The organism is Sphingomonas sp. NPDC079357 (assembly GCF_044901155.1).
Taxonomy (GTDB): Bacteria; Pseudomonadota; Alphaproteobacteria; order Sphingomonadales; family Sphingomonadaceae; genus Sphingomonas.
In genome coordinates, this window is record NZ_JBJDOM010000002.1 from 522,099 (window position 1) to 541,816 (window position 19,718).

At 65.3% G+C, this 19,718-nt stretch carries 19 protein-coding genes; 6 read left to right on the top strand and 13 right to left on the bottom strand.

Features of this window, described 5'->3' with window-relative positions; genetic code table 11:
- Window positions 1-43: 43 nt before the first annotated feature.
- Both ACI2JO_RS11455 and ACI2JO_RS11460 read left to right on the top strand, forming a co-directional pair.
- Window positions 44-2,149, top strand: a complete 2,106-nt coding sequence (locus tag ACI2JO_RS11455; protein WP_404720810.1) for a prolyl oligopeptidase family protein — start codon at window positions 44-46, stop codon at window positions 2,147-2,149.
- Window positions 2,150-2,223: 74 nt separating this feature from the next.
- Window positions 2,224-2,565 (top strand): hypothetical protein, encoded by a 342-nt coding sequence (locus tag ACI2JO_RS11460; protein ID WP_404720811.1) that lies wholly within the window; start codon window positions 2,224-2,226, stop codon window positions 2,563-2,565.
- A gap of 36 nt (window positions 2,566-2,601) precedes the next feature.
- On the opposite strand, the gene ACI2JO_RS11465 is transcribed toward ACI2JO_RS11460, so the two are convergent.
- The 3 genes from ACI2JO_RS11465 to ACI2JO_RS11475 form a co-directional block, all read right to left on the bottom strand.
- Window positions 2,602-4,236 carry an inorganic phosphate transporter gene (locus ACI2JO_RS11465; protein ID WP_404720812.1) on the bottom strand — a complete coding sequence of 545 codons (1,635 nt, stop codon included), beginning with the start codon at window positions 4,234-4,236 and terminating at the stop codon, window positions 2,602-2,604.
- A gap of 82 nt (window positions 4,237-4,318) precedes the next feature.
- On the bottom strand, window positions 4,319-4,519 hold the full coding sequence (locus ACI2JO_RS11470; protein ID WP_404720813.1) for a hypothetical protein: 201 nt from the start codon (window positions 4,517-4,519) through the stop codon (window positions 4,319-4,321).
- Window positions 4,520-4,804: 285 nt separating this feature from the next.
- Complete coding sequence (locus ACI2JO_RS11475; RefSeq protein WP_404720814.1) at window positions 4,805-5,128, bottom strand: UrcA family protein; 324 nt, start codon at window positions 5,126-5,128, stop codon at window positions 4,805-4,807.
- A gap of 280 nt (window positions 5,129-5,408) precedes the next feature.
- Between ACI2JO_RS11475 and ACI2JO_RS11480 the strand changes: the two genes are divergently transcribed.
- Both ACI2JO_RS11480 and ACI2JO_RS11485 read left to right on the top strand, forming a co-directional pair.
- A complete protein-coding gene (locus ACI2JO_RS11480; RefSeq protein ID WP_404720815.1) occupies window positions 5,409-7,643 on the top strand; it encodes an ATP-dependent helicase in 2,235 nt (744 codons plus the stop codon).
- A gap of 571 nt (window positions 7,644-8,214) precedes the next feature.
- Window positions 8,215-9,504 carry an MFS transporter gene (locus tag ACI2JO_RS11485; RefSeq protein WP_404720816.1) on the top strand — a complete coding sequence of 430 codons (1,290 nt, stop codon included), beginning with the start codon at window positions 8,215-8,217 and terminating at the stop codon, window positions 9,502-9,504.
- A 3-nt stretch (window positions 9,505-9,507) separates the two neighbouring features.
- On the opposite strand, the gene rsmD is transcribed toward ACI2JO_RS11485, so the two are convergent.
- Window positions 9,508-10,047, bottom strand: a complete 540-nt coding sequence (rsmD, locus tag ACI2JO_RS11490) for a 16S rRNA (guanine(966)-N(2))-methyltransferase RsmD (protein ID WP_404720817.1) — start codon at window positions 10,045-10,047, stop codon at window positions 9,508-9,510.
- Window positions 10,044-11,120, bottom strand: a complete 1,077-nt coding sequence (locus ACI2JO_RS11495; protein WP_404720818.1) for a pseudouridine synthase — start codon at window positions 11,118-11,120, stop codon at window positions 10,044-10,046. Before ACI2JO_RS11495 ends, rsmD begins: the two co-directional genes overlap by 4 nt.
- 136 nt (window positions 11,121-11,256) lie before the next feature.
- On the opposite strand from ACI2JO_RS11495, the gene ACI2JO_RS11500 reads away from it, so the two are divergent.
- Both ACI2JO_RS11500 and ACI2JO_RS11505 read left to right on the top strand, forming a co-directional pair.
- On the top strand, window positions 11,257-11,706 hold the full coding sequence (locus ACI2JO_RS11500; protein ID WP_404720874.1) for a response regulator: 450 nt from the start codon (window positions 11,257-11,259) through the stop codon (window positions 11,704-11,706).
- A 49-nt stretch (window positions 11,707-11,755) separates the two neighbouring features.
- Window positions 11,756-13,090 carry an AmpG family muropeptide MFS transporter gene (locus tag ACI2JO_RS11505; protein ID WP_404720819.1) on the top strand — a complete coding sequence of 445 codons (1,335 nt, stop codon included), beginning with the start codon at window positions 11,756-11,758 and terminating at the stop codon, window positions 13,088-13,090.
- Here ACI2JO_RS11505 and ACI2JO_RS11510 read toward each other — a convergent pair.
- The 8 genes from ACI2JO_RS11510 to ACI2JO_RS11545 all read right to left on the bottom strand — a co-directional run bounded on the left by ACI2JO_RS11510 (window position 13,087) and on the right by ACI2JO_RS11545 (window position 19,705).
- Entirely contained in the window at window positions 13,087-13,524 is a 438-nt protein-coding gene (locus ACI2JO_RS11510) for a DUF6628 family protein (protein ID WP_404720820.1), read from the bottom strand. The genes ACI2JO_RS11505 and ACI2JO_RS11510 overlap by 4 nt on opposite strands.
- Before the next feature lie 69 nt (window positions 13,525-13,593).
- A complete protein-coding gene (locus tag ACI2JO_RS11515) occupies window positions 13,594-14,940 on the bottom strand; it encodes a bifunctional folylpolyglutamate synthase/dihydrofolate synthase (protein WP_404720821.1) in 1,347 nt (448 codons plus the stop codon).
- Window positions 14,941-15,146: 206 nt separating this feature from the next.
- Window positions 15,147-16,013 carry an acetyl-CoA carboxylase, carboxyltransferase subunit beta gene (gene accD, locus ACI2JO_RS11520; RefSeq protein ID WP_404720822.1) on the bottom strand — a complete coding sequence of 289 codons (867 nt, stop codon included), beginning with the start codon at window positions 16,011-16,013 and terminating at the stop codon, window positions 15,147-15,149.
- Window positions 16,010-16,810, bottom strand: coding sequence for a tryptophan synthase subunit alpha (gene trpA, locus ACI2JO_RS11525; protein ID WP_404720823.1), 801 nt, complete (start codon window positions 16,808-16,810; stop codon window positions 16,010-16,012). Before trpA ends, accD begins: the two co-directional genes overlap by 4 nt.
- On the bottom strand, window positions 16,807-18,036 hold the full coding sequence (gene trpB, locus ACI2JO_RS11530) for a tryptophan synthase subunit beta (RefSeq protein ID WP_404720824.1): 1,230 nt from the start codon (window positions 18,034-18,036) through the stop codon (window positions 16,807-16,809). The genes trpA and trpB overlap by 4 nt, the downstream gene beginning before the upstream one ends.
- Entirely contained in the window at window positions 18,033-18,671 is a 639-nt protein-coding gene (locus ACI2JO_RS11535; RefSeq protein WP_404720825.1) for a phosphoribosylanthranilate isomerase, read from the bottom strand. Before ACI2JO_RS11535 ends, trpB begins: the two co-directional genes overlap by 4 nt.
- A 42-nt stretch (window positions 18,672-18,713) precedes the next feature.
- Window positions 18,714-19,388, bottom strand: coding sequence for an orotidine-5'-phosphate decarboxylase (gene pyrF, locus ACI2JO_RS11540; protein ID WP_404720826.1), 675 nt, complete (start codon window positions 19,386-19,388; stop codon window positions 18,714-18,716).
- A complete protein-coding gene (locus tag ACI2JO_RS11545; RefSeq protein WP_404720827.1) occupies window positions 19,388-19,705 on the bottom strand; it encodes a lipopolysaccharide assembly protein LapA domain-containing protein in 318 nt (105 codons plus the stop codon). Before ACI2JO_RS11545 ends, pyrF begins: the two co-directional genes overlap by 1 nt.
- Window positions 19,706-19,718 lie beyond the last annotated feature (13 nt).

Consider the following 19,718-nt stretch of genomic DNA (forward strand, 5'->3'; position numbering starts at 1 on the left):
GTTCGTAACGCAGAACGTCCACATGTTGAACGGAGTTGGTGGCATGGCGCGTAAGCGGATCGGGTGGTGGCTGGCGGGGGCGACCTTGATCGCGGCGGCGGGCACCGCATGGGCGCAACGAGCGGGCGTTGCCGATCCCTACATTTGGTTGGAAGACAAGGACGGTGCCCGGGCACAGGCATGGGTGGCGACGGAAAACGCGCGCACGCTGCCGCGACTGCAGAACGATCCGCGCTACGCCCGATATTTTGCGGAGGCGCTGGCAATCGCGGCCGCCAAGGACCGCATCCCGATGCCACAGCAGGTGATGGGGCGGATCGTCAACTTCTGGCGTGATGCCGATCATCCGCAGGGGCTGCTGCGCTGGACCACGCTGGAGAATTATGCCGCTCCGGCCCCGGACTGGCGGACTTTGCTCGACCTTGATGCCCTGAGCAGGGCGGAAGGCCGCAAATGGGTCTACAAGGGTCTGACATGCCTCGCGCCCGAGGAGCGGCTCTGCCTGATCGCATTGTCGGAGGGTGGCGAGGATGCGGTAACGTATCGCGAGTTCGACTTAGCCGCCGGCCAATTTGTCCCGGATGGTTTTGTCCTGCCGACCTCGAAACAGGGCGCGGCGTGGCTCGATAAGGATCATCTGCTGGTCAGCCGTGATTGGGGTCCTGGCACAATGACCGCGTCGAGCTATCCGTTCGTCGTCAAGAAGGTGTCACGCGGTGCGGAGCTTGCGGAGGCGGACGAAATTTATCGTGGCGCCCCGGACGATCAGCTCGGCACCTACGCCAGCGTGATGACCGACGGGTCGGGCAATCGTGCGGTCTTTATCGAGCGGCAGAAGACTTTCTTTGGCGCGGATCGACTGTTGTGGACGCCCGCCGGCGTGACGAAGCTCGACCTTCCGGCGCGCACAGCGCCGACGGCAATGGTCGAGGGACGGGTGGTGTTCACGACCAGCGAGCCATGGGGCGTCATACCGACCGGTGCGGTCGCGTCGGTGCCGCTCAAGGATCTGGAAGCGGGCCGAATAACACCGAGCCTGGTCTTCGCGCCGACGCCGCGGCAGGCCGTCAGCGCGGTCGATGCGACGCGTCATCACCTGATCCTCGACTACACGGACAACGTCCGTGGTCGGATCAGCGTCTTTACGCCCGCTGGCGATAATGGCTGGACCGCACAGCCGATGACGCTGCCTGACAACGTCAGCTTCGGCGTAACGGGAACATCGGATCGAAACGACATTGCCTTTTTGGCGACGACCGGATTCCTGACGCCGACGACCCTGGCACGCTTCACGGCAGGGAGCGATGTAGCCCCGGTGCAGATCAAGGCGCTTCCCGCCAAGTTCGACGCGCGCGGGCTTGTCGCCGAACAATTCGAGGCGACGTCGAGCGACGGTACCAAAATCCCGTACTTCATCGTCCATCGTCGCACCGCGCCGCGTGACGGCAGAACGCCGACGATCATGACCGCCTATGGAGGGTTCGAACTGCCGATGCTGCCCAGCTATTCGGCGATTACCGGCAAACTATGGCTCGAACGCGGGGGCGCCTATGTTCTTGCCAATATTCGCGGCGGCGGCGAGTTCGGGCCCGCGTGGCACGACGCGGGGCGCAAGACCAAGCGGCAGGTGATCTACGACGATTTCGCCGCGGTGGCCAAGGATCTGATCGCCCGCCGCTTCACCAGCGCGCAGAAGCTCGGCATCTATGGCGGGTCAAATGGCGGCCTGTTGATGGGCGTCGAGTTCAATCAGCATCCCGACTTATGGAAGGCAGTGACAATCCAGGTGCCGTTGCTTGACATGCTGCGCTACGAAAAGATCGCGGCCGGCGCGTCGTGGGTCGATGAATATGGGTCGATCGCGATACCGGAAGAGCACGCGTTCCTTCGTCGGATCTCGCCCTACCATAATCTCAAGCGCGGCGTGGCTTATCCCGAGCCCTATATCTGGACCACCACCAAGGACGATCGCGTCGGGCCGCAGCACGCGCGCAAGTTCGCCGCCCGCCTCAAGGAATATGGGCTGCCCTACTTGTTCTACGAGGACACCGCCGGGGGTCATTCGGGCGATGCTGACATCGAACAGGGAGCCCGGCTGCAGGCGTTACAGATGACCTACTTCGCACAGAAGCTGCTTGAGCCGCGTTGATATGCCAGGAGGGAACCCAGCGTTTCGCATGTCGATCTTGCTGCGATGCGGCACGATCGTTTATGGAATGCGCGATGAGCACCGAAACCGAGAGCCGGCCTGCGCCGGCCGTGCCTGAAACCGTTCCTGTCGTCTTCGAGGCGATCGTCAAATTACAGACGATCGCCGCGATGTATAATCGCGGCAGCGTCACGTTGGCCCCGCACATCCTGTATACGAAACATGGCGAGATTTACCTGGATGCGGTGACGCTTGAGCGCGACGGTCAGCCACCAAAAGAGCCAAAGATCGGCGCCTTCAAGCTGGCGGGCCTTACCGCGCTGCGCATCACGCCACGTCGCTTCAAGCCAAGCGAGCTGTTCGTGCCCGACGAGGAGCGCTACGCGGGCGCCACGTTGCTGTCGGTCGAGGGTTGAAGCTGCGTTGATCGGGTCGACTCAGCGCCGGCTCTTTTAAAGCCCGGCGCTGCGCACGATCGTCAGCAGAAGCCAGTAGAGCGACCCGGCGAGCAGCATCGCCACCGGGAGGGTCATCAGCCAGGCCGCTGCCAGTTGAACCAGGGTACGGCGTTGTAGCCCGTGCCCGCTGGCCACAGACGCACCGGCTACGCCTGACGAAAGGATATGAGTCGTCGATACCGGAAGGCCGAAGCGGTCAGCAGCAAGGATGGTTCCGGCGGCGACCAGTTCGGCGGACGCGCCCATGCCATAGGTCATGTGTTGCTTGCCGATCCGTTCGCCGACGGTCACGACAATCCGCTTCCACCCGACCATGGTTCCGAGTCCGAGTGCGAGCGCGACCGCCACCTTCACCCAAAGCGGAATGTAACGCGTACCGTGCTCCAGCCGGGTGCGATAGTCCGTAAGGATCGCCTTCTCACCGTCGTTCAGGCCATTCTTTTCGGCCGCGGTAATCATCCGGGCTGTATCCATCACCAGATACATGTCGTTGCGAATGTTGGGAGCCGCGCTGGCTGGCACCTGCCCGAGCGAGCCATAGCTGGCCACACGCCGGGCAAGATCGTCAGAGACGGTGATCACAGCACCGTAAGTGCGCCCATTCACCACCTCCCGCTTCTTCAGCGCGCGCCGAAGTACCTCTCGAGCGTTTGCTTCGTCGACCAGCACGGCGCCATGCGCGAGCAGCGTCGTGCGAGCATCGGCCGCGCTCTGAACAAAGGCAGGCGTTTCGCTGGCGGGGAGGGTGCGATTGAGCGCGTAGGCGGTCGGCGCGCAGCCGATAAGGATGAGCATGATCAGGCCCATCCCCTTCTGCCCGTCGTTCGATCCGTGGCTGAACGAAACGGCGGTACAGGTGAATATCAGGAGCGCACGGATACCACGCGGCGGAGGCGTGTCGCTCTCGGGCGGGGTCATGAGCTGAGGATTTCGGGTGAGATGTCGGATGACGAGCAGCAGCAGTGCGGCGGCGACGAAGCCGATCAATGGCGCCATCCAGAGCCCCGTCATCACCTTCGTAACCTGCGCCCAGTCCACCCCTGATGTGCCGCCGCCCCCGCTGGTCAGCAACTGATTGGCCAATCCGACACCCAGCACGGAGCCGATCAACGTATGGCTGGAACTGTTGGGAAGGCCGACATACCAAGTCGCAAGGTTCCACAGCACCGCCGCAAACAGGAGGGCAAAGATCATCGCAAAGCCGGCGCCTGAGCCAACGTTGAGGATCAGGTCGACCGGCAGCAACGTGATGATCGAATAAGCGACCGCACCTGACGAAAGCATGACGCCGAGAAAGTTGAAGAAGCCCGACCAGATCACCGCCAAATGCGCAGGCAGGGCGTTGGTATAGATCACGGTGGCCACCGCATTGGCCGTGTCGTGAAAGCCGTTGACGAACTCGAACCCCAGCGCGATCAGCAGCGCCAGGCCGAGAAAGGCGAATACACCGAGGGCGAGTTGCTCGCCGACCTGCTGCGTGTCGATCAAGACGCTGATCCCGGCATAAACAAAGCCGACGAGCACGATCGCCAGAAAGGCGAAGCGGGCCACGGGATGCACCGGGCCGTCGAATGAGCGCGTCGCCGCGGGCGGTGACGAGGGTGACGCCTCTAGGACATTTGATGCCATGACGAGTCGTGCTGTCGGCGCATAGCGTGACAGTTTGATGACCGATCGGCGATCCGGGCCATGCTGATCGGCGTCAGGACAGTCACTCCTTGCCCGGGTAGGTGTTGAAGACGGAGAGCGCGGCGACCCGGTCAAGCCAAGCGAGCCATTCTTTGAGTATGATCTGCACAGCAGGTGCATGATTCTCGGCTACGTCCAGCGTGCCGCTTTGAATATCGACAAGGCCCGACATCACATGAGGATTGCGAGAAGAGAGGCCGGTGTCACACGTGGCACAGGCCATGCTCGGACGATGCATAGCTGCTTATCGCGCCCGATACGGTGACCTGATCGTTGCGAAAGGTCATTTAGCCGACCATCGGCACGCCGGACCAGCGCCGGCGTTCGTGCAGTGACAGAGTGCATGATGCTCGACAGAGCCATCCGCTGAGTAGTGAACTTTGGCACAATGACATGGTCCGGTTACGCCATGGCATCCTCGTGCTTTAATTATCTTCCCCACGTCGCGTTCTAAAAATCATTGCAAGAACTGGACGATCCATGACGATGTCCGGTTCTTTTCACGATATCAGTGCCGGGAGACCGCGGCCGGTTTGATCCTGCGCTCGCCAACGAGCGCGGCGAGCCGGACTTGCAAAACGCGGCGCATCTCGGTCTGGCAACGAAGCACATCGGGCCAATCACGGATGTCAACAGGTGTGCTACAGATCCTGCTGGCAGCGTGGCGAACGCGCAAACCCAATCGCTGCTGCCCTGCGGTGGTTCCACGATCGAGATCACAGATCGCGATTCGTGCCGTGAGCAGAGCAAAATCCTGCTGGGCCGAGGCGGCGGTCGGCGACACGACGAGCATGAGGGTGGCCGCAAGCGCAGCCCGATCTAAGCGGCTCATTGACATAACCCCTGCGAGGAGCCGACGGCGGCATCATGCGTCGCTTCTACGCGTGGCGCGGGCGAGTACCGAAGCGGCATACTGCCGACGTGCCGGCTCTACGTCGTCGTTCTTACTGTCGTACGGCCCGGCAACGACGCTTCCATGACTGTAACAAAACGCCGTTTCGCTTGCCCGCAGCACGTGCGTTCCCTACCTGTTCGGCGTGACCGATCTTTCAGCCGTAACGCACGAGCCGCCGTACCTGGCTAGCCTCAATACTCCGCAACGCGAGGCGGTGATGACCACTGATGGTCCGGTGCTGGTGCTGGCGGGCGCGGGAACGGGGAAGACTGCCGCCTTAACCGCCCGCTTGGCGCATCTGTTGTGGACCCGGCGCGCATATCCGTCGGAAATTCTGTCTGTCACCTTTACGAACAAGGCCGCGCGCGAGATGCGTGAGCGGGTCGGACGGCTGGTCGGCGATGCGGTGGAAGGGATGCCGTGGCTGGGCACCTTCCACGCGATCGGCGCCAAAATGCTGCGTCGTCATGCTGAGCTGGTAGGGCTGCAGAGTAATTTCACGATCCTCGATACCGATGACCAATTGCGCTTGCTGAAGCAGCTGATTGTCGCGGCGGACATCGATGAGAAGCGCTTCCCGGCGCGTTCGCTGGCTGGGTTGATCGACGAGTGGAAAAACAAGGGGCTGATCCCCGCCGATATCGAGGCCGGTGAAAGCGAACGCTACGCCAACGGGCGCGGCGGTGAACTGTACCAGCAATATCAGGATCGCCTGAAGGCAGTGAACGCCTGCGATTTTGGCGATCTGCTGCTCCACGTCCTGACGATCCTCAAGCGCGATCGTGGCGTGCTTGAACATTATCAGCAGCGATTTCGCTACATAATGGTGGACGAGTATCAGGACACGAACTCAGTTCAGTACCTCTGGCTACGTCTGCTGGCGCAGGAGCGCCGTAATATCTGCTGTGTCGGTGACGATGATCAATCGATCTATTCCTGGCGGGGTGCACAAGTCGAAAACATCCTGAAGTTTGAGAAAGACTTTCCTGGCGCCAAGGTCATCCGGCTGGAGCAGAATTACCGGTCTACGCCACATATTTTGGGTGCCGCGTCGGGCGTGATCGCCAATAATGGCGGCCGGCTCGGTAAGGAATTGTGGACCGAACTGAACGCTGGCGAGAAGGTTCGCGTGCTGGGCGTGTGGGACGGCCCGGAGGAGGCCCGGCGGGTCGGCGACGAGATCGAGGTGGCGCAACGATCGGGCAAGAGCCTCGATGATGTCGCAATCCTCGTTCGTGCTCAGCATCAGACCCGCGAGTTCGAAGATCGCTTCATCGCGATTGGGCTGCCGTACCGGATCGTCGGGGGTTTCCGCTTCTATGAGCGCGCCGAGATACGCGACGCGCTCGCATATCTGCGTGTCGTCAACCAGCCGGCTGACGATCTGGCGTTCGAGCGGATCGTCAACACACCCAAGCGTGGACTGGGCGACAAGGCCATCGCAAAGTTGCATCAGCTGGCGCGTGCCGAAGGACTGCCGTTGTCGATCGCGGCGGCGCGCATCCTCGACACCGACGAGTTGACTCCTCAGGCGCGCAAGGCGTTGGGGCGGTTCGTTGGCGACGTCGCGCGGTGGCGCGACATGGCGCGAGACCTGCCGCACCCCGAACTGGCGCGGCAGATCCTCGACGAGAGCGGCTATACCGCCATGTATCAGGCGGAGAAGTCCACCGAAGCGGCGGGACGGCTGGAGAACCTTACCGAGCTGGTACGCGCGATGGAGGAATATGAGAACCTTGGCGCATTCCTCGAGCACGTCAGCCTCGTCATGGACAATGAGGCTACGCGGGACGACCCGAAGGTGACGATCATGACGATCCATGCCGCCAAGGGGCTGGAATTCGACACAGTCTTCTTGGCCGGGTGGGAAGAGGGATTGTTCCCGTCACAGCGAGCACTCGACGAAGGCGGGACGCGTTCGCTGGAAGAGGAGCGGCGGCTGGCTTACGTTGCGATCACGCGCGCGCGGCGCCTGGCAACGATCCTTCATGCCGCCAATCGTCGTATCTATGGCCAGTGGACCAGCTCGATCCCATCGCGTTTCGTCGGTGAACTGCCTTCGCAGCATGTCGAAAGCGAGACTAGCATGTCGGGGGGGGAGAGCCTGTGGCGCGCGAATTGGTCCGAGCGCGCGGATCCGTTCGCCGATGTCGCACGTGGCACTGGTCGCGGGCCGGGTTGGCAGCGGGCGGCTGGAACGCTGAACGTAAAGCCGGGCGGCGAATGGTCGAGCCGGACGTTCACCCGCGAACCGGCGCGAGTGGTTGAAAGTCGAGCTTCTGCGGTCAGCCTCGGCAATAAGGGACGCGGCGATCTCGTTATCGGGCAGCGCGTGTTCCATCAGAAATTCGGCTATGGCGCGATCGCGGAGATCGAGGGCAACAAGCTGGAGATCGATTTCGAACAGGCTGGCCGCAAGCGGGTGATGGACAGCTTCGTTACTACAAGCTGAGCTGGCACCTTTTCTCATTCAATCTGGGTCGGGCAGTAGGTGCGTCCGATGTCCGAAGCCGCCGAATACAGGAAACCCGGCTGCGGCAATAAGGGAGGCAAGGGCGTAGGACGGGAGGACCGTATCTACCAAGGGAGGCGCGAGAAGCTTCATCCGGCGAGCGATATGCTCGGACCAACGACAAGACACGCGCAAGGGGCGGGAATTCTTCGCCAGACCTGAAGACACCGCGAAGAAGCCTGCGGAGGCGCGCGATCATCGCACCCGCGATCAGCTACATGCCGCAGCGCAGCGGCGCAAAATCGCCGATCGATCCAAGATGACGCAAATGCGCGAGGGATTATCGCATTGAAAAATCGGGGCGGCCGAGAAGGGCCGCCCCGTAGTTCAGGGAATAGCCGGGCGAGGGGGGGTAGCCCGGCAATATGCGACGCGCGCCGTGAGGCTGCCTCGCACATTCCTTCTTTAACGCGTCAACATTGCTGCCATGTGTCTTTCGAGCCCGCTTTCGTGACTGCGGCGACATATTTTTGTGCGTTGACGTCGGGCAACCGGCGCGCGGAAAGGGACTATGGCCTTTACACCTTTGCCCGCCGCAGCGCAGGTCGCCTCGCATCGCCGCATCCTGCTCGCAAGCCTCGTCGGCACGTCCGTCGAGTTCTATGATTTCTACATCTACGCGACGGCTGCCTCGCTGGTGTTCGGGCCGCTGTTTTTTCCGGCGGGTGATCCTTCCGCGCAACTGCTGGCCGCCTATGCCAGCCTTGCGGTGGCGTTTTTCGCGCGACCGGTCGGGGCATGGGCGTTCGGCCATTACGGCGACCGGATCGGGCGAAAATCGACGCTGGTCGTCAGCCTGATGCTGATGGGTGGCTCGACGCTCGCGATCGCGTTTTTGCCGACCTATGCGCAGGCGGGTTATCTGGCACCGGTGCTGCTCTGCCTGCTGCGGTTTGGGCAGGGGTTCGGTTTGGGCGGCGAGTGGGGTGGAGCGGCGCTGCTGGCAGTCGAAAATGCGCCGCCGGGTTGGCGTGGGCGCTATGGTATGGTGCCGCAATTGGGCGCACCGGTTGGGTTCATCGCCGCTAACGGACTGTTTTTGCTGCTGGGGCTGGCGATGAGCGCGGAGGACTTCACAGCCTGGGGATGGCGCATCCCGTTCTTGCTCTCGATCGTATTGGTCGGCCTTGGCCTCTGGGTGCGGCTGAAGATCGCCGAGACGCCGGCCTTTGCGCAGGTGCTGGAGGAAGGACCGCCGCCCGCCGTGCCGATGGGCGAACTGCTCCGCGAACACTGGCGTGCGGCGCTGGGCGGAACCGCGGGCGCGATCGCGTGCTTCGCAGTCTATTACATCGCGACTGCGTTCGCGCTGGGCTACGCCACCACCCGGCTGGGAATTGCGCGTCCGATGATCCTCTCGATGCAGCTTGGCGCGATCATGTTTATGGCAGTCGGTATCGTCCTGTCCGGGATCTGGGCCGACCGGCGTGACGCGCGATACGTGTTGACCTGGGGATGCGTGTTCGCGGTGGCTGCGGGCTTCGTTCTGGCGCCGGGACTGGGCTCGGGATCGCCGCCGTTGATCTTCGCCAGTCTGGCGGTGGCGCTGTTCGCGATGGGGTTCGTCTATGGGCCGTTAGGTGCTTGGTTGCCAGGGCTGTTCCCGGCTCGGGTGCGCTATACGGGAGTCAGTCTGGCGTTTAATATGGCGGGGATCATTGGCGGCGGGCTGACCCCGGTCGCGGCCGAGACCCTAGCGCGCCACGGCGGGCTGTCGCTGGTCGGCGGGTATCTGGCGGCAATGTCGCTCGTAAGCCTGATCGCTTTGATCGCGATGCGGCCGCGGGGCAATGCTTCCTGACGGTCAGCCGAGTCGCAGCAGCATCAGGCGCGCCCGACCGTGCGTGCGATCGGCATCTACCACGAAGCCTGACGGCACTTCGCCCTCGCCCTTGGCGGTCTCGATCGACACCCATGTCGCCGGGCCGATCCAGCCCAAACGCGCCAGCTTGTCCGCGGCAACCGCACCGGCGCCGGTCGCGTAGGGCGGGTCCATCATAACAACGTCGAGCGGCGCGCGCGCCGGGCCGATCGCCATCACCGACGCTGGCCGGATGTCCGCGCCCGCCACTCCCAGTCTCGCGACATTGGCGCGCAGGGCATCGAGCGCTGCCTTGTCCTGCTCGACAAACAGGCACGTGGTGGCGCCGCGTGACAAGGCCTCCAGCCCGAGTGCGCCTGAGCCTGCGAACAGGTCCGCGACCGCCAGCCCCTCAAAGCTACCGACGCGGCTGGTCAGCATCGAGAACAGCGCCTCGCGCGTGCGGTCAGCGGTGGGGCGAGTCGCGTCGCCCTTCGGCGCGACGAGTGGGCGACCGCGCCATTGGCCGGCAATGATCCTCACTTGCGCCCCCGCGGCGCACCCGAGCGCGGTCGTGCGCCGGGCTTGGGCTTCGGCTTGGCCCAGCCGGGCTGGCGTTTGATGCGCGCGGGGCGCTCCGGGGTGAGCATCTGCTCCTCGACCTTGGGTGCCGCCGGCTTCGGCGCCGGGCGAGGCGTGGCGAGAGCAGTTGGCCGCTGGCGACGCAAGGTGCCCGGAGTGCTTGGGGGCATGCCCGGTGTGGTGCGCGTCGGACTGGGGACGTTCGGTCGTGCCGGGCGCGCCGAGGTTGGCTGGCGCGGGGCGGGCGCACGGCGGCTACCCGCCACCGCTACATCGGCGACCGGCGGGCGCTGGCGTGCGGCGGCCTTCAGCGTCTGGCGGAACGCGATCAGGTCCGCGACGCGCACTTCGCCGATGTCACCGACCGGAAGGTCGCCGAGCACGAAAGGACCATAGCGCGTGCGGATCAGCCGGCTGACGCGCAGCCCGAGATGTTCGAGCACGCGGCGCACTTCGCGGTTCTTGCCCTCGCTCAGCGTCATCTCGATCCACACGTTGGCGCCGGTGCGGCGTTCGAGATTGGCGTCGATCGCGCCGTAGCGGACGCCATCGATCTCGATACCGTGGATCAGTTCCTCAAGTTGCGCCTGGCTGATCTGACCATAGGCACGCGCGCGATAGCTACGCTCGACCCCGGTGGAAGGCAGTTCGAGCTGACGCTTCAGTTCGCCATCGGTGGTGAGAAGCAACAGCCCTTCGGTGTTGAGATCGAGCCGGCCGACCGGAACGAGTCGCGGCAGATCTTTTGGCAGCCTGTCGTAGATCGTGGCGCGCCCTGCCGGATCGCGCTCGGCGGTGAGTACCCCGGTCGGCTTGTGGAACAGAAACAGCCGGGTCGGCTCGGCCGCGGCAACGGGCTCGCCATCCACGGTGACGCCGTCGAGCGAGGGTAGGATCGTAGCGGGGGTGTCCAGCGTAACGCCGTCTTTCGCGACGCGCCCTTCCGCTATCATCCGTTCGACCTCGCGCCGGGAGGCGACGCCGGCGCGAGCGAGCAGCTTGGCGATGCGGTGTGGTGAACGTTCGTCGGCCATCCGGGTCGCTTACGGTCTGCGCTCGCCCGCAACAAGGACCGTGATCATGTGCCACCGGGCAAGGACGCGATGACGCGGGACATAATTCGCCTCAGCCGTGTTGAGCGATGAAGACGATACCGGGGCGAAACAAGCGATGTTGTTCGGGCGGAAACAGCGATCCATCGAGAAGTTGCTGGTGGTGGAGGACGAACCCTTGGTCGCGTTCGATACGGAGCATCTGCTCAGCGAGCAGGGCTTCGATGTGGTCGCCACCGTTGACCGCGTCGCGGATGCGGTGCGATTGATCGAGGGCGGAGCGGCGATCGATCTGGTGCTGGTTGATGTCAGGCTAGCCGATGGCAGCGGGCTTGATGTGGCGCGCGCGGCATCAGCGCGCGGCATCCCGGCGTTGTTCGTGACCGGGAGTTGTCCGGCCAATGCCGAGGGTGTCGCGGTGGGGTGTCTCGCCAAGCCCTATACACCGCGCGACCTTCTGGGTTCGATCGAAGCCATTGAATCCGGAGCCGAGGGCAAGGCCCCGTCGCGCATGCCGGGCGGATTACGCTTGTTCGGCGGCGGTTCGTCGATGACCGGGCTTACCTGACCGTGATTTCGCGCTAAGCCCGACGCCGGATTGAGCGAAGGCGATGTGAATGGTGGCGCGTACGGACGGACGGACCTGGCTAGACGGTGTGCGCCCGTATTTGGAGCGCGGGCCGCTTGCCGCCTTTGCCTTGGGCGTGTCATCGGGTTTTCCGTACGCGATGATCGCCGCGACGCTGACCACGCGACTTGCGCAGAGCGGGATCGACAAGAAGACGGTGACGGCGTTCAGCCTGGCGTTTCTTGTCTACAATATCAAATTCCTGTGGGCCTGGGTGGTTGATGGTGTGCGTCTGCCGGTGCTTGGCGGCCTGGGCCAGCGAGTGTCGTGGTTGCTCGTCGCCGGAGTGCTGGTGATCGCGGCAGTGGCCAATCTGGCGATGGTCGATCCTGGCGCGAGCATCGGATCGACCGTCACGGCCGCGATCCTGGTTGCGGTGGCCGGATCGACCTTCGATGTGGTGATCGACGCCTATCGCATCGAGATCCTTGAACCGCGCCAATTGGGCGTCGGATCGGGCATGAGCCAGTATGGGTGGCGGATCGGGTCGGCGGGCGCGGCGTCGCTTGCGCTGTTCGTTGCCGCCCGGCACGGCTGGACAGTTGCTTATCTAGCGACGGCGGTGCTGGCATTGCCGGCAATGGTGGCCGGGCTGATCGTCGGGGAGCCGCGGCGGCACCGTGAGGTCGAGCCGCGACGCGGGGCCGGTTCCACGCTGGCGGCGATCTGGCGGCCGTTCGTGCAATTTTTTGCGCGTCCGGGCGCGGTCGTGGTGCTGGTGTTCATCCTGATCCACAAGATCGGCGACACGCTGGGGCAATTGGTGCTGCGGCTGTTGCTCAATGATACCGGATTTACCAATGACGAAATCGCCTTGTACGACGTCGGGGTCGGTTTCTGGGCCTATCTGATCGGTATTTTCCTTGGCGGTGTCATGTATGCGCGGCTGGGCCTGAAGCGATCGGTGCTGATCAGTCTGGTGCTGATGGCGGTCTCGAACGCCAGCTTCGCGGCGCTGGCGGCGGCGGGGCATAGCAACCCTGGCCTCGCGGGTGCGATGACCTTCGAAAACATCGCGTCGGGGATCGGCGGGGTGACGGTGGTCGCCTATTTCTCGGCGTTGTGCGACCTGCGCTTCACCGCCGCGCAATATGCGCTGATCTCCGCGGCGGCGAGCGTGATCGGCCGGATCATCACGGGGGCGAGTGCCGGAGCGCTGGTCGAGCAGGTCGGATACGTCAATTTCTACCTGCTGACGGTGGTGCTGGCGCTGCCCGGCGTGGCGCTGTTCTGGTGGATGAGCCGATCGGGCCTCGTCGATCGCTCAGTCGGTAGCGCCGGAACCGAGGGGCCGGGCGACGCGCGCGACGGGGCAGCCGCCTAGAGGCAGACCGGCCGTCCCTCGTCGGCGAAAGCAGCGGCGAGGGCAGCGGCGCTGGCCAGCGCGCCGTCGACGTGACGCTGGCCGAGCAGATCCTGCATCAGCACGTGCGCGCTGTCGGTACGTGTCTCGACCCGCGCGAGGATCGCGAGCAACACCTGCTCCGAAGCGGTCATTCGCGCGCAGCAGCAGGGAGCGATCGCGATCGGCACCATCGCACTGCCAGCAAGATCGGCCATCAATACGCGCATCAGCATCAATGGACGGCGAAACGCCTCGCCGAAGCTGGTGAAGAAGCCATGCGCCGCCCGCGCGTCCGCGAGGCCATGGGCACCCATGCGGCGCATCGCGAACAAAATCACGCGGGCATTGGGGCATTCGGGCAGCGTGTGCGGCAGGGCGTGGATGGCAAGAACCGGGGTGGGAAGCTGGGTCATATACGGGCGACTCCTCCTGCCCGTGCAGGTTCGCCCGTACGCTATTGCAAGTCAATCGCAGACTTTGACTTATTGTGGCGCTTCGTCGTTGGCACTCAACACCTCACCGGCCAGATAGAGCGATCCGGCGATCAACACCGCCTCGTGCGGCGTCGTCTGCGCGGCGATTGCCGCCATCGCCGACGGGATATCCGCCGCAATCATGCGGTGCGGAATGCCGAGGCCAGCCGCGACGGCGAGCAGATCCGCAGGCGCATGGCAGGCATGATCCGGGACAGGAACAGCGATCAGGGTGCCAATCGCTCCCGCGAAGGGGGCCAGAAATCCCGCCGCGTCCTTGTTGGCGAGCATGCCGGCGACGATCGTCAGTGGACGTTCGGCGGGACTGATCGTCAGCCGGGCGAGCGAATCGGCGATCGCCTGGCCGGCAGATGGATTGTGTCCGCCATCGAGCCATACCGGCACGGCCCCCAGAGCCGAGGTGAGGGGTCCGGGCGAGAGCCGTTGGAGGCGGGCAGGCCAGTGTGTCGATATAGCCGCGGCCTCAAGTGCTGCCACGGTGACGCCAACCGCCGATTGATGCCGGATCATCGCAACCGCGAGCGCCAGATTGGCACTCTGATGCGTGCCGGGCAACGCCGGCAGAGGCAGATCGAGCGGGCCGGCATCATCAATGTAGGTTAGACGCTGATCTTCTGTCTCGAAGCGCCACGCGTCGGGCAGCGGGTGCCATATCGCGCCGGATGCTGCCGCAGTGCGCGCGATCGGGGCGGCGATGTCAGGCGGATAGCGCATCGTGACCAGCGGCACGCCGGGTTTGGCGATCCCGGCCTTCTCCGCCGCAATCTGTTCGAGCGAGTCGCCGAGGAACGCCTGATGATCGACGCCGAGCGCCGCGATCCCGCAGACGACCGGGGCAGGGAGGACGTTGGTGGCATCGAGCCGCCCGCCAAGCCCAACCTCGATCACGCAGGCATCCGCGGGCGTGCGCGCGAAGGCGAGGAAGGCGGCGGCGGTGGTGATCTCGAAGAAACTGGCGCCAATCCCGTCGGACTGATCGAGCACTTCCGCCAGCAGCGTTGCCAGCGCTGCATCGTCAATCAACCGCCCCGCCAGCCGGATACGCTCGTTAAAGCGAACCAGATGCGGGCTGGTGTAGACATGAACACGGTGGCCCGCTGCCTCCAGCGCGCTGCGGAGGAAGGCGCAGGTAGAGCCTTTGCCGTTGGTGCCGGCGACGTGGAACACCGGCGGGAGCGCGTGGTGCGGATCGCCAAGCCGCGCGAGCAGCCGCGTGATCCGGTCGAGCCCGAGCACGTCAGCGCCCGGCGACAGCGACCAGAGGCGGTCGAGCTGTGCCTGAACGGCGGTATCGGTGGAGACGGCGTGATCGGCCGTCGCTTGCTTCGTGGTCACGGCTTGATCCATCCAGCTTGGATACTGCCTGTCGTCCTCCGCGGAGTGACGCTCAGTACCAGCGAACGCGTCACGGTGGGGTGACGATGTCGCGAAGGTTCTGGTTAGCCCGTCCCTTCAAGGGGGTGGGGTGGCGCATTTGCGCTGAGAGCGAACCCCTGAGAGTTCCCCACCCCCGACTCCGCCCCTGAAGGGGAGGGGTGATCTCAGGCAGCCTTTCGCTCGCCGCAGAGATAGCCGATGACCGTCGCCAGCTTTGCGCGCAGTTCGCGACGGTGGACGACCATGTCGATCATGCCGTGCTCCAGATAATATTCGCTGGTCTGAAAATCATCGGGCAGCTTCTCGCGAATCGTGCTCTCGATCACGCGGCGGCCGGTGAAGGCGAGCGTCGCCTTGGGCTCGGCGATGTGGACGTCGCCGAGCATCGCATAGGCCGCCATGACGCCGCCCGAGGTTGGATCGGTCAGCACGACGATATAGGGCAACCCGGCATCGTGAAGCATCTGGATCGCGACAGTGCTGCGCGGCATCTGCATCAGGCTGAGGATGCCTTCCTGCATGCGTGCGCCACCCGAGGCGGTGAAGACGATGAACGGCGCGCGGTCCTTCACCGCAGTCTCGACGCCCTGGATGAACGCCTCGCCGACGGCCTGGCCCATCGAGCCGCCCATGAAGGCGAAGTCCTGTACGCCGATCACGACGCGGTGCCCGTCGATCGTGCCGCGCGCGTTGACGAACGCGTCCTGCTCGCCGGTGCTGGCGCGCGCCGCCTTCAGGCGATCGGCGTAGCGCTTTGAGTCGCGGAACTTGAGCGGGTCCTCGGGCGAGCGCGGCGCGGGCAGCACGTCGATGCTGGCGGGGTCGAGCAGTTGCTCGAAGCGCTCGCTGGGGCCGATCCGCTCATGATGGTCGCAGGTCGGGCAGACGTAGAGATTCTCCTCCAGCTCCCTGGTGAAGACCATCGTCCCGCAGCCCTTGCACTTGTGCCAGAGGTGATCGGGAGTCTGCGCCCTGGCACCGCCGGGCACGATCCCGGACAAGGCGTTGCGGACGTTGCTGAGCCAGCTCATGCGGAAACCTTTCGTGCGTCGGCAAGCGCGGCCGACAGCGTCTTGATATAGGCGGCGACCGGCGCGGGTGCAGCGGCGCCGTGCTCGGCGACGATCTCGACGATCGCCGAGCCAACGACGACGCCGTCCGCAACCCGACCGATCGCGCGCGCCTGTTCGGGGGTGCGGACGCCGAAGCCGACCGCGACCGGCAGATCGGTGGCGTGCTTCAGCCGCGCGACGGCTTCCTCGATCGACGCCTGCTGCGCCTGCTGCTTGCCGGTGATGCCGGCGACCGAAACGTAATAGATGAAGCCGCTCGCGCCGTTCAGCACCTCGGCGATCCGTCCGTCGCGCGTCGTCGGCGTGGCGAGGCGGATGAGGTCGATCCCCATCGCGCGCAATTCCGGGCCGAGCGCGTCGTCTTCCTCGGGAGGAACGTCGACGCAGATCACGCCATCAACGCCTGCGTCATGCAGCGCCGTGGCGAACCACTCGGCGCCCCGACGTAGCATCGGGTTGGCATAGCCCATCAGCACCAGTGGGGTGAGCGGATGACGGGCGCGGAAATCCGTGGCGATCCGCAGGATATCGGCGGTCGTTACTCCGCCGTCGAGCGCGCGGATGTTTGCGGCCTGGATCGCCGGGCCATCCGCCATCGGATCGGTGAAGGGCATGCCCAGCTCGATCACGTCCGCGCCGCCCTCGACCAAAGCGTCGAGGATCGCGGGGGTGGCGGCGGTCGACGGGTCGCCCGCGGTGACGAAGCAGATCAGCGCGGGACGGTCGGCGATGAAGGCATCGGCAAGGCGGGTCAAATCTGCACTCCCAGCGCTTCAGCGACGGTGAAGATGTCCTTGTCGCCGCGACCGCACAGATTGGCGAGGATGATCGCGTCCTGTGGCATGGTCTTGGCCGTGCGCGCGACGGCGGCAATCGCATGCGACGGTTCCAGCGCGGGGATGATGCCCTCGGTTCGGCACAGGAGCTGGAAGGCGTCGAGCGCCTCGCGATCGGTGACGGCGGTATAGTCGACGCGCCCGCTGTCCTTCAGCCACGCATGTTCGGGGCCGATGCCGGGATAGTCCAGGCCGGCGGAGATCGAATGCGCCTCGGCGATCTGGCCATCGTCGTCCTGCAACAGATAGGTCTTGTTGCCGTGGAGCACGCCCGGGAAGCCGCCGGCGAGGCTGGCGGCGTGCTTGGCCTCCAGCCCTTCGCCTGCTGCCTCGACGCCGAGCATCTTGACGTCCGCATCGTCGAGGAAGGGGTGAAACAGCCCGATCGCATTCGACCCGCCGCCGATCGCGGCGACCAGCAGGTCAGGCAGGCGGCCGGTGCGATCGAGCAACTGGGAGCGCGCCTCGCGGCCGATCACACTCTGGAAGTCGCGGACCAGCTCCGGGTACGGGTGCGGGCCGGCGGCGGTGCCGATGATGTAGAAGGTGTCGTGGACGTTAGCGACCCAGTCGCGCAGCGCCTCGTTCATCGCATCCTTCAGCGTGCGCGCGCCGCTTTCGACCGCGCGGACCTCGGCCCCGAGCAGCTTCATGCGGAAGACGTTCGGCTGCTGCCGCTCGACGTCCTTGGCGCCCATGTAGATCACGCACGGCAGCCCGAAGCGCGCACAAACCGTCGCCGTGGCGACGCCGTGCTGACCGGCGCCGGTCTCGGCGATGATCCGCGTCTTGCCCATGCGGATCGCGAGCAGGATCTGGCCGATGCAATTGTTGATCTTGTGCGCGCCGGTGTGGTTCAGCTCGTCGCGCTTGAACCAGACCTGTGCGCCCATGCCGTCGGCCGCGCTGTCGCGCAGCGTGTCGGTCAGCCGCTCGGCATAATAGAGGGGCGAGGGGCGTCCGACATAATGTTCGAGCAGGTCGTCGAACTGCGCGGCAAAGGCCGGGTCCTGCTTGGCGGCGCGATACTCGCGCTCCAGGTCGAGGATCAGCGGCATCAGCGTCTCGGAGACATAGCGGCCGCCATAAGGGCCGAAATGCCCGCGCTCGTCCGGCTGCGCGCGGAAGGAATTGGGTGCGTTCATGATGCGGAAACTCGTTGCAGGAAGGCGGCGATCTTGTCCACGTCCTTGACGCCGGGCGTGGACTCGACGCCCGACGAAACGTCGACCAGCGGGGCGCGGGTCCGTGCGATCGCCTCGGCGACGTTTGCGGGGTCGAGTCCGCCGGACAGAGCCCAGGGGAGCGGGTGGCGGAAGCCGTCGAGCAGCTGCCAGTCGAAGCGGACGCCCATGCCGCCGGGGAGCGTCGCGCCCTCCGGCGTCTTGGCGTCGTAGAGCAAGCGGTCGGCGGCGTCGGCGAAGGCGGGCGCCGCGGCAAGGTCGGGGCGGGTCTTTACCGCGATTGCCGCCCATGTCTCGCGCGCCGACAGGCGGCGGAGTGAGGCGACGCGGGCGGGCGTGGTCTTGTGGAGCTGGATCGCGTCGAGCTTGCCAGCAGCCACCGTCGCTGCAAGCAACTCGTCGTCAGGGTCGACGAAGACACCGACCTTGCGGACGTGCGCGGGTACCTGCGCAACGAGGCCGGCGAGACGGTCGAGCGACAGGTGCCGGGGTGACGGCGGGAAGACGACGAAGCCTACATGGCTCGCGCCGCCCTTCAGTGCGGCGTCGAGCGTTTCGGGTGTCGAGAGGCCGCAGATTTTGGCGGTGACAGGCATCGGGCGGCTTTAGGCGCTTGCCCGCACGCTGCCAATGGCGCGTCAGAGCGTGGCGGCGATCGCGCGGGCAGCGGCGTCCGGGTCCTCGGCCCGGGTGATCGGTCGGCCGATGACCAGCATCGACGCGCCGTGGTCGACCGCCATGCGGGGGGTAACGACACGCTTCTGGTCGCCGACCTCGCCATCCGCCGGGCGAACGCCGGGGACGACGAAATAGCCCTTCGGCCACACGGCATGCGCAGCCTTCACCTCGGCGCCCGAGCAGACGATGCCGTCGAGCCCGGCCTCACGTGCCAGGTCGGCGAGGCGCAGGACGTGGTCGTGCGCGCTGCCCGACACGCCGGTCGCGGCGAGATCGTCCTCGTCGAGGCTGGTGAGCATCGTCACCGCGACCACCCTAGTCGAGGGATGCGCCGCCGCCTTGGCATCTTCCAGCATCGCGCGGCCGCCGCTGGCGTGGACGGTCAGCACCGCCGGGGCGAGCCCGGCGAGCGACTGCACTGCCTTCGCGACCGTATTGGGGATATCGTGCAGCTTGAGGTCGAGGAAGACGGGCAGGCCGATCTCCTCCATCGCGCGGACGCCGGCCGGGCCATGCGCGCAGAAGAACTCCAGCCCGAGCTTGATCCCGCCGACATGGTGGCGGACCTTTTGCGCCAGCGTGCGGGCGCGATCGAGGTCGGGTGTGTCGAGGGCGACGAAGATGCGATTGGCCATTATTCGCCTCCGGTAACGGGGGTCGCAGGCGGCGTCTGGACGGGCGACGCCTCGACCCCACGGACGGCGGCGAGCGCGCTTTCGGTCGCGCGTTCTGCGGCGGTCAATCGCTGACGCAGGCGGAAGCGCACCCAATGCTGGTAGATCAGCGTCGGCACGAAGCCGAGCAGGAAGGTGGCCAGCAGCAGCAGCGGCAGGTTCACCTCCGCGACCAGCCCGCCGAAGAGCTGGACGGTGACGTTGGTCCAATTGCCAAACGTGAACACCGCGGCGACGAACGCCAGCAGCGACCAGAACAGGATCTTGAGAAACTGCATGGGCGACACGCTA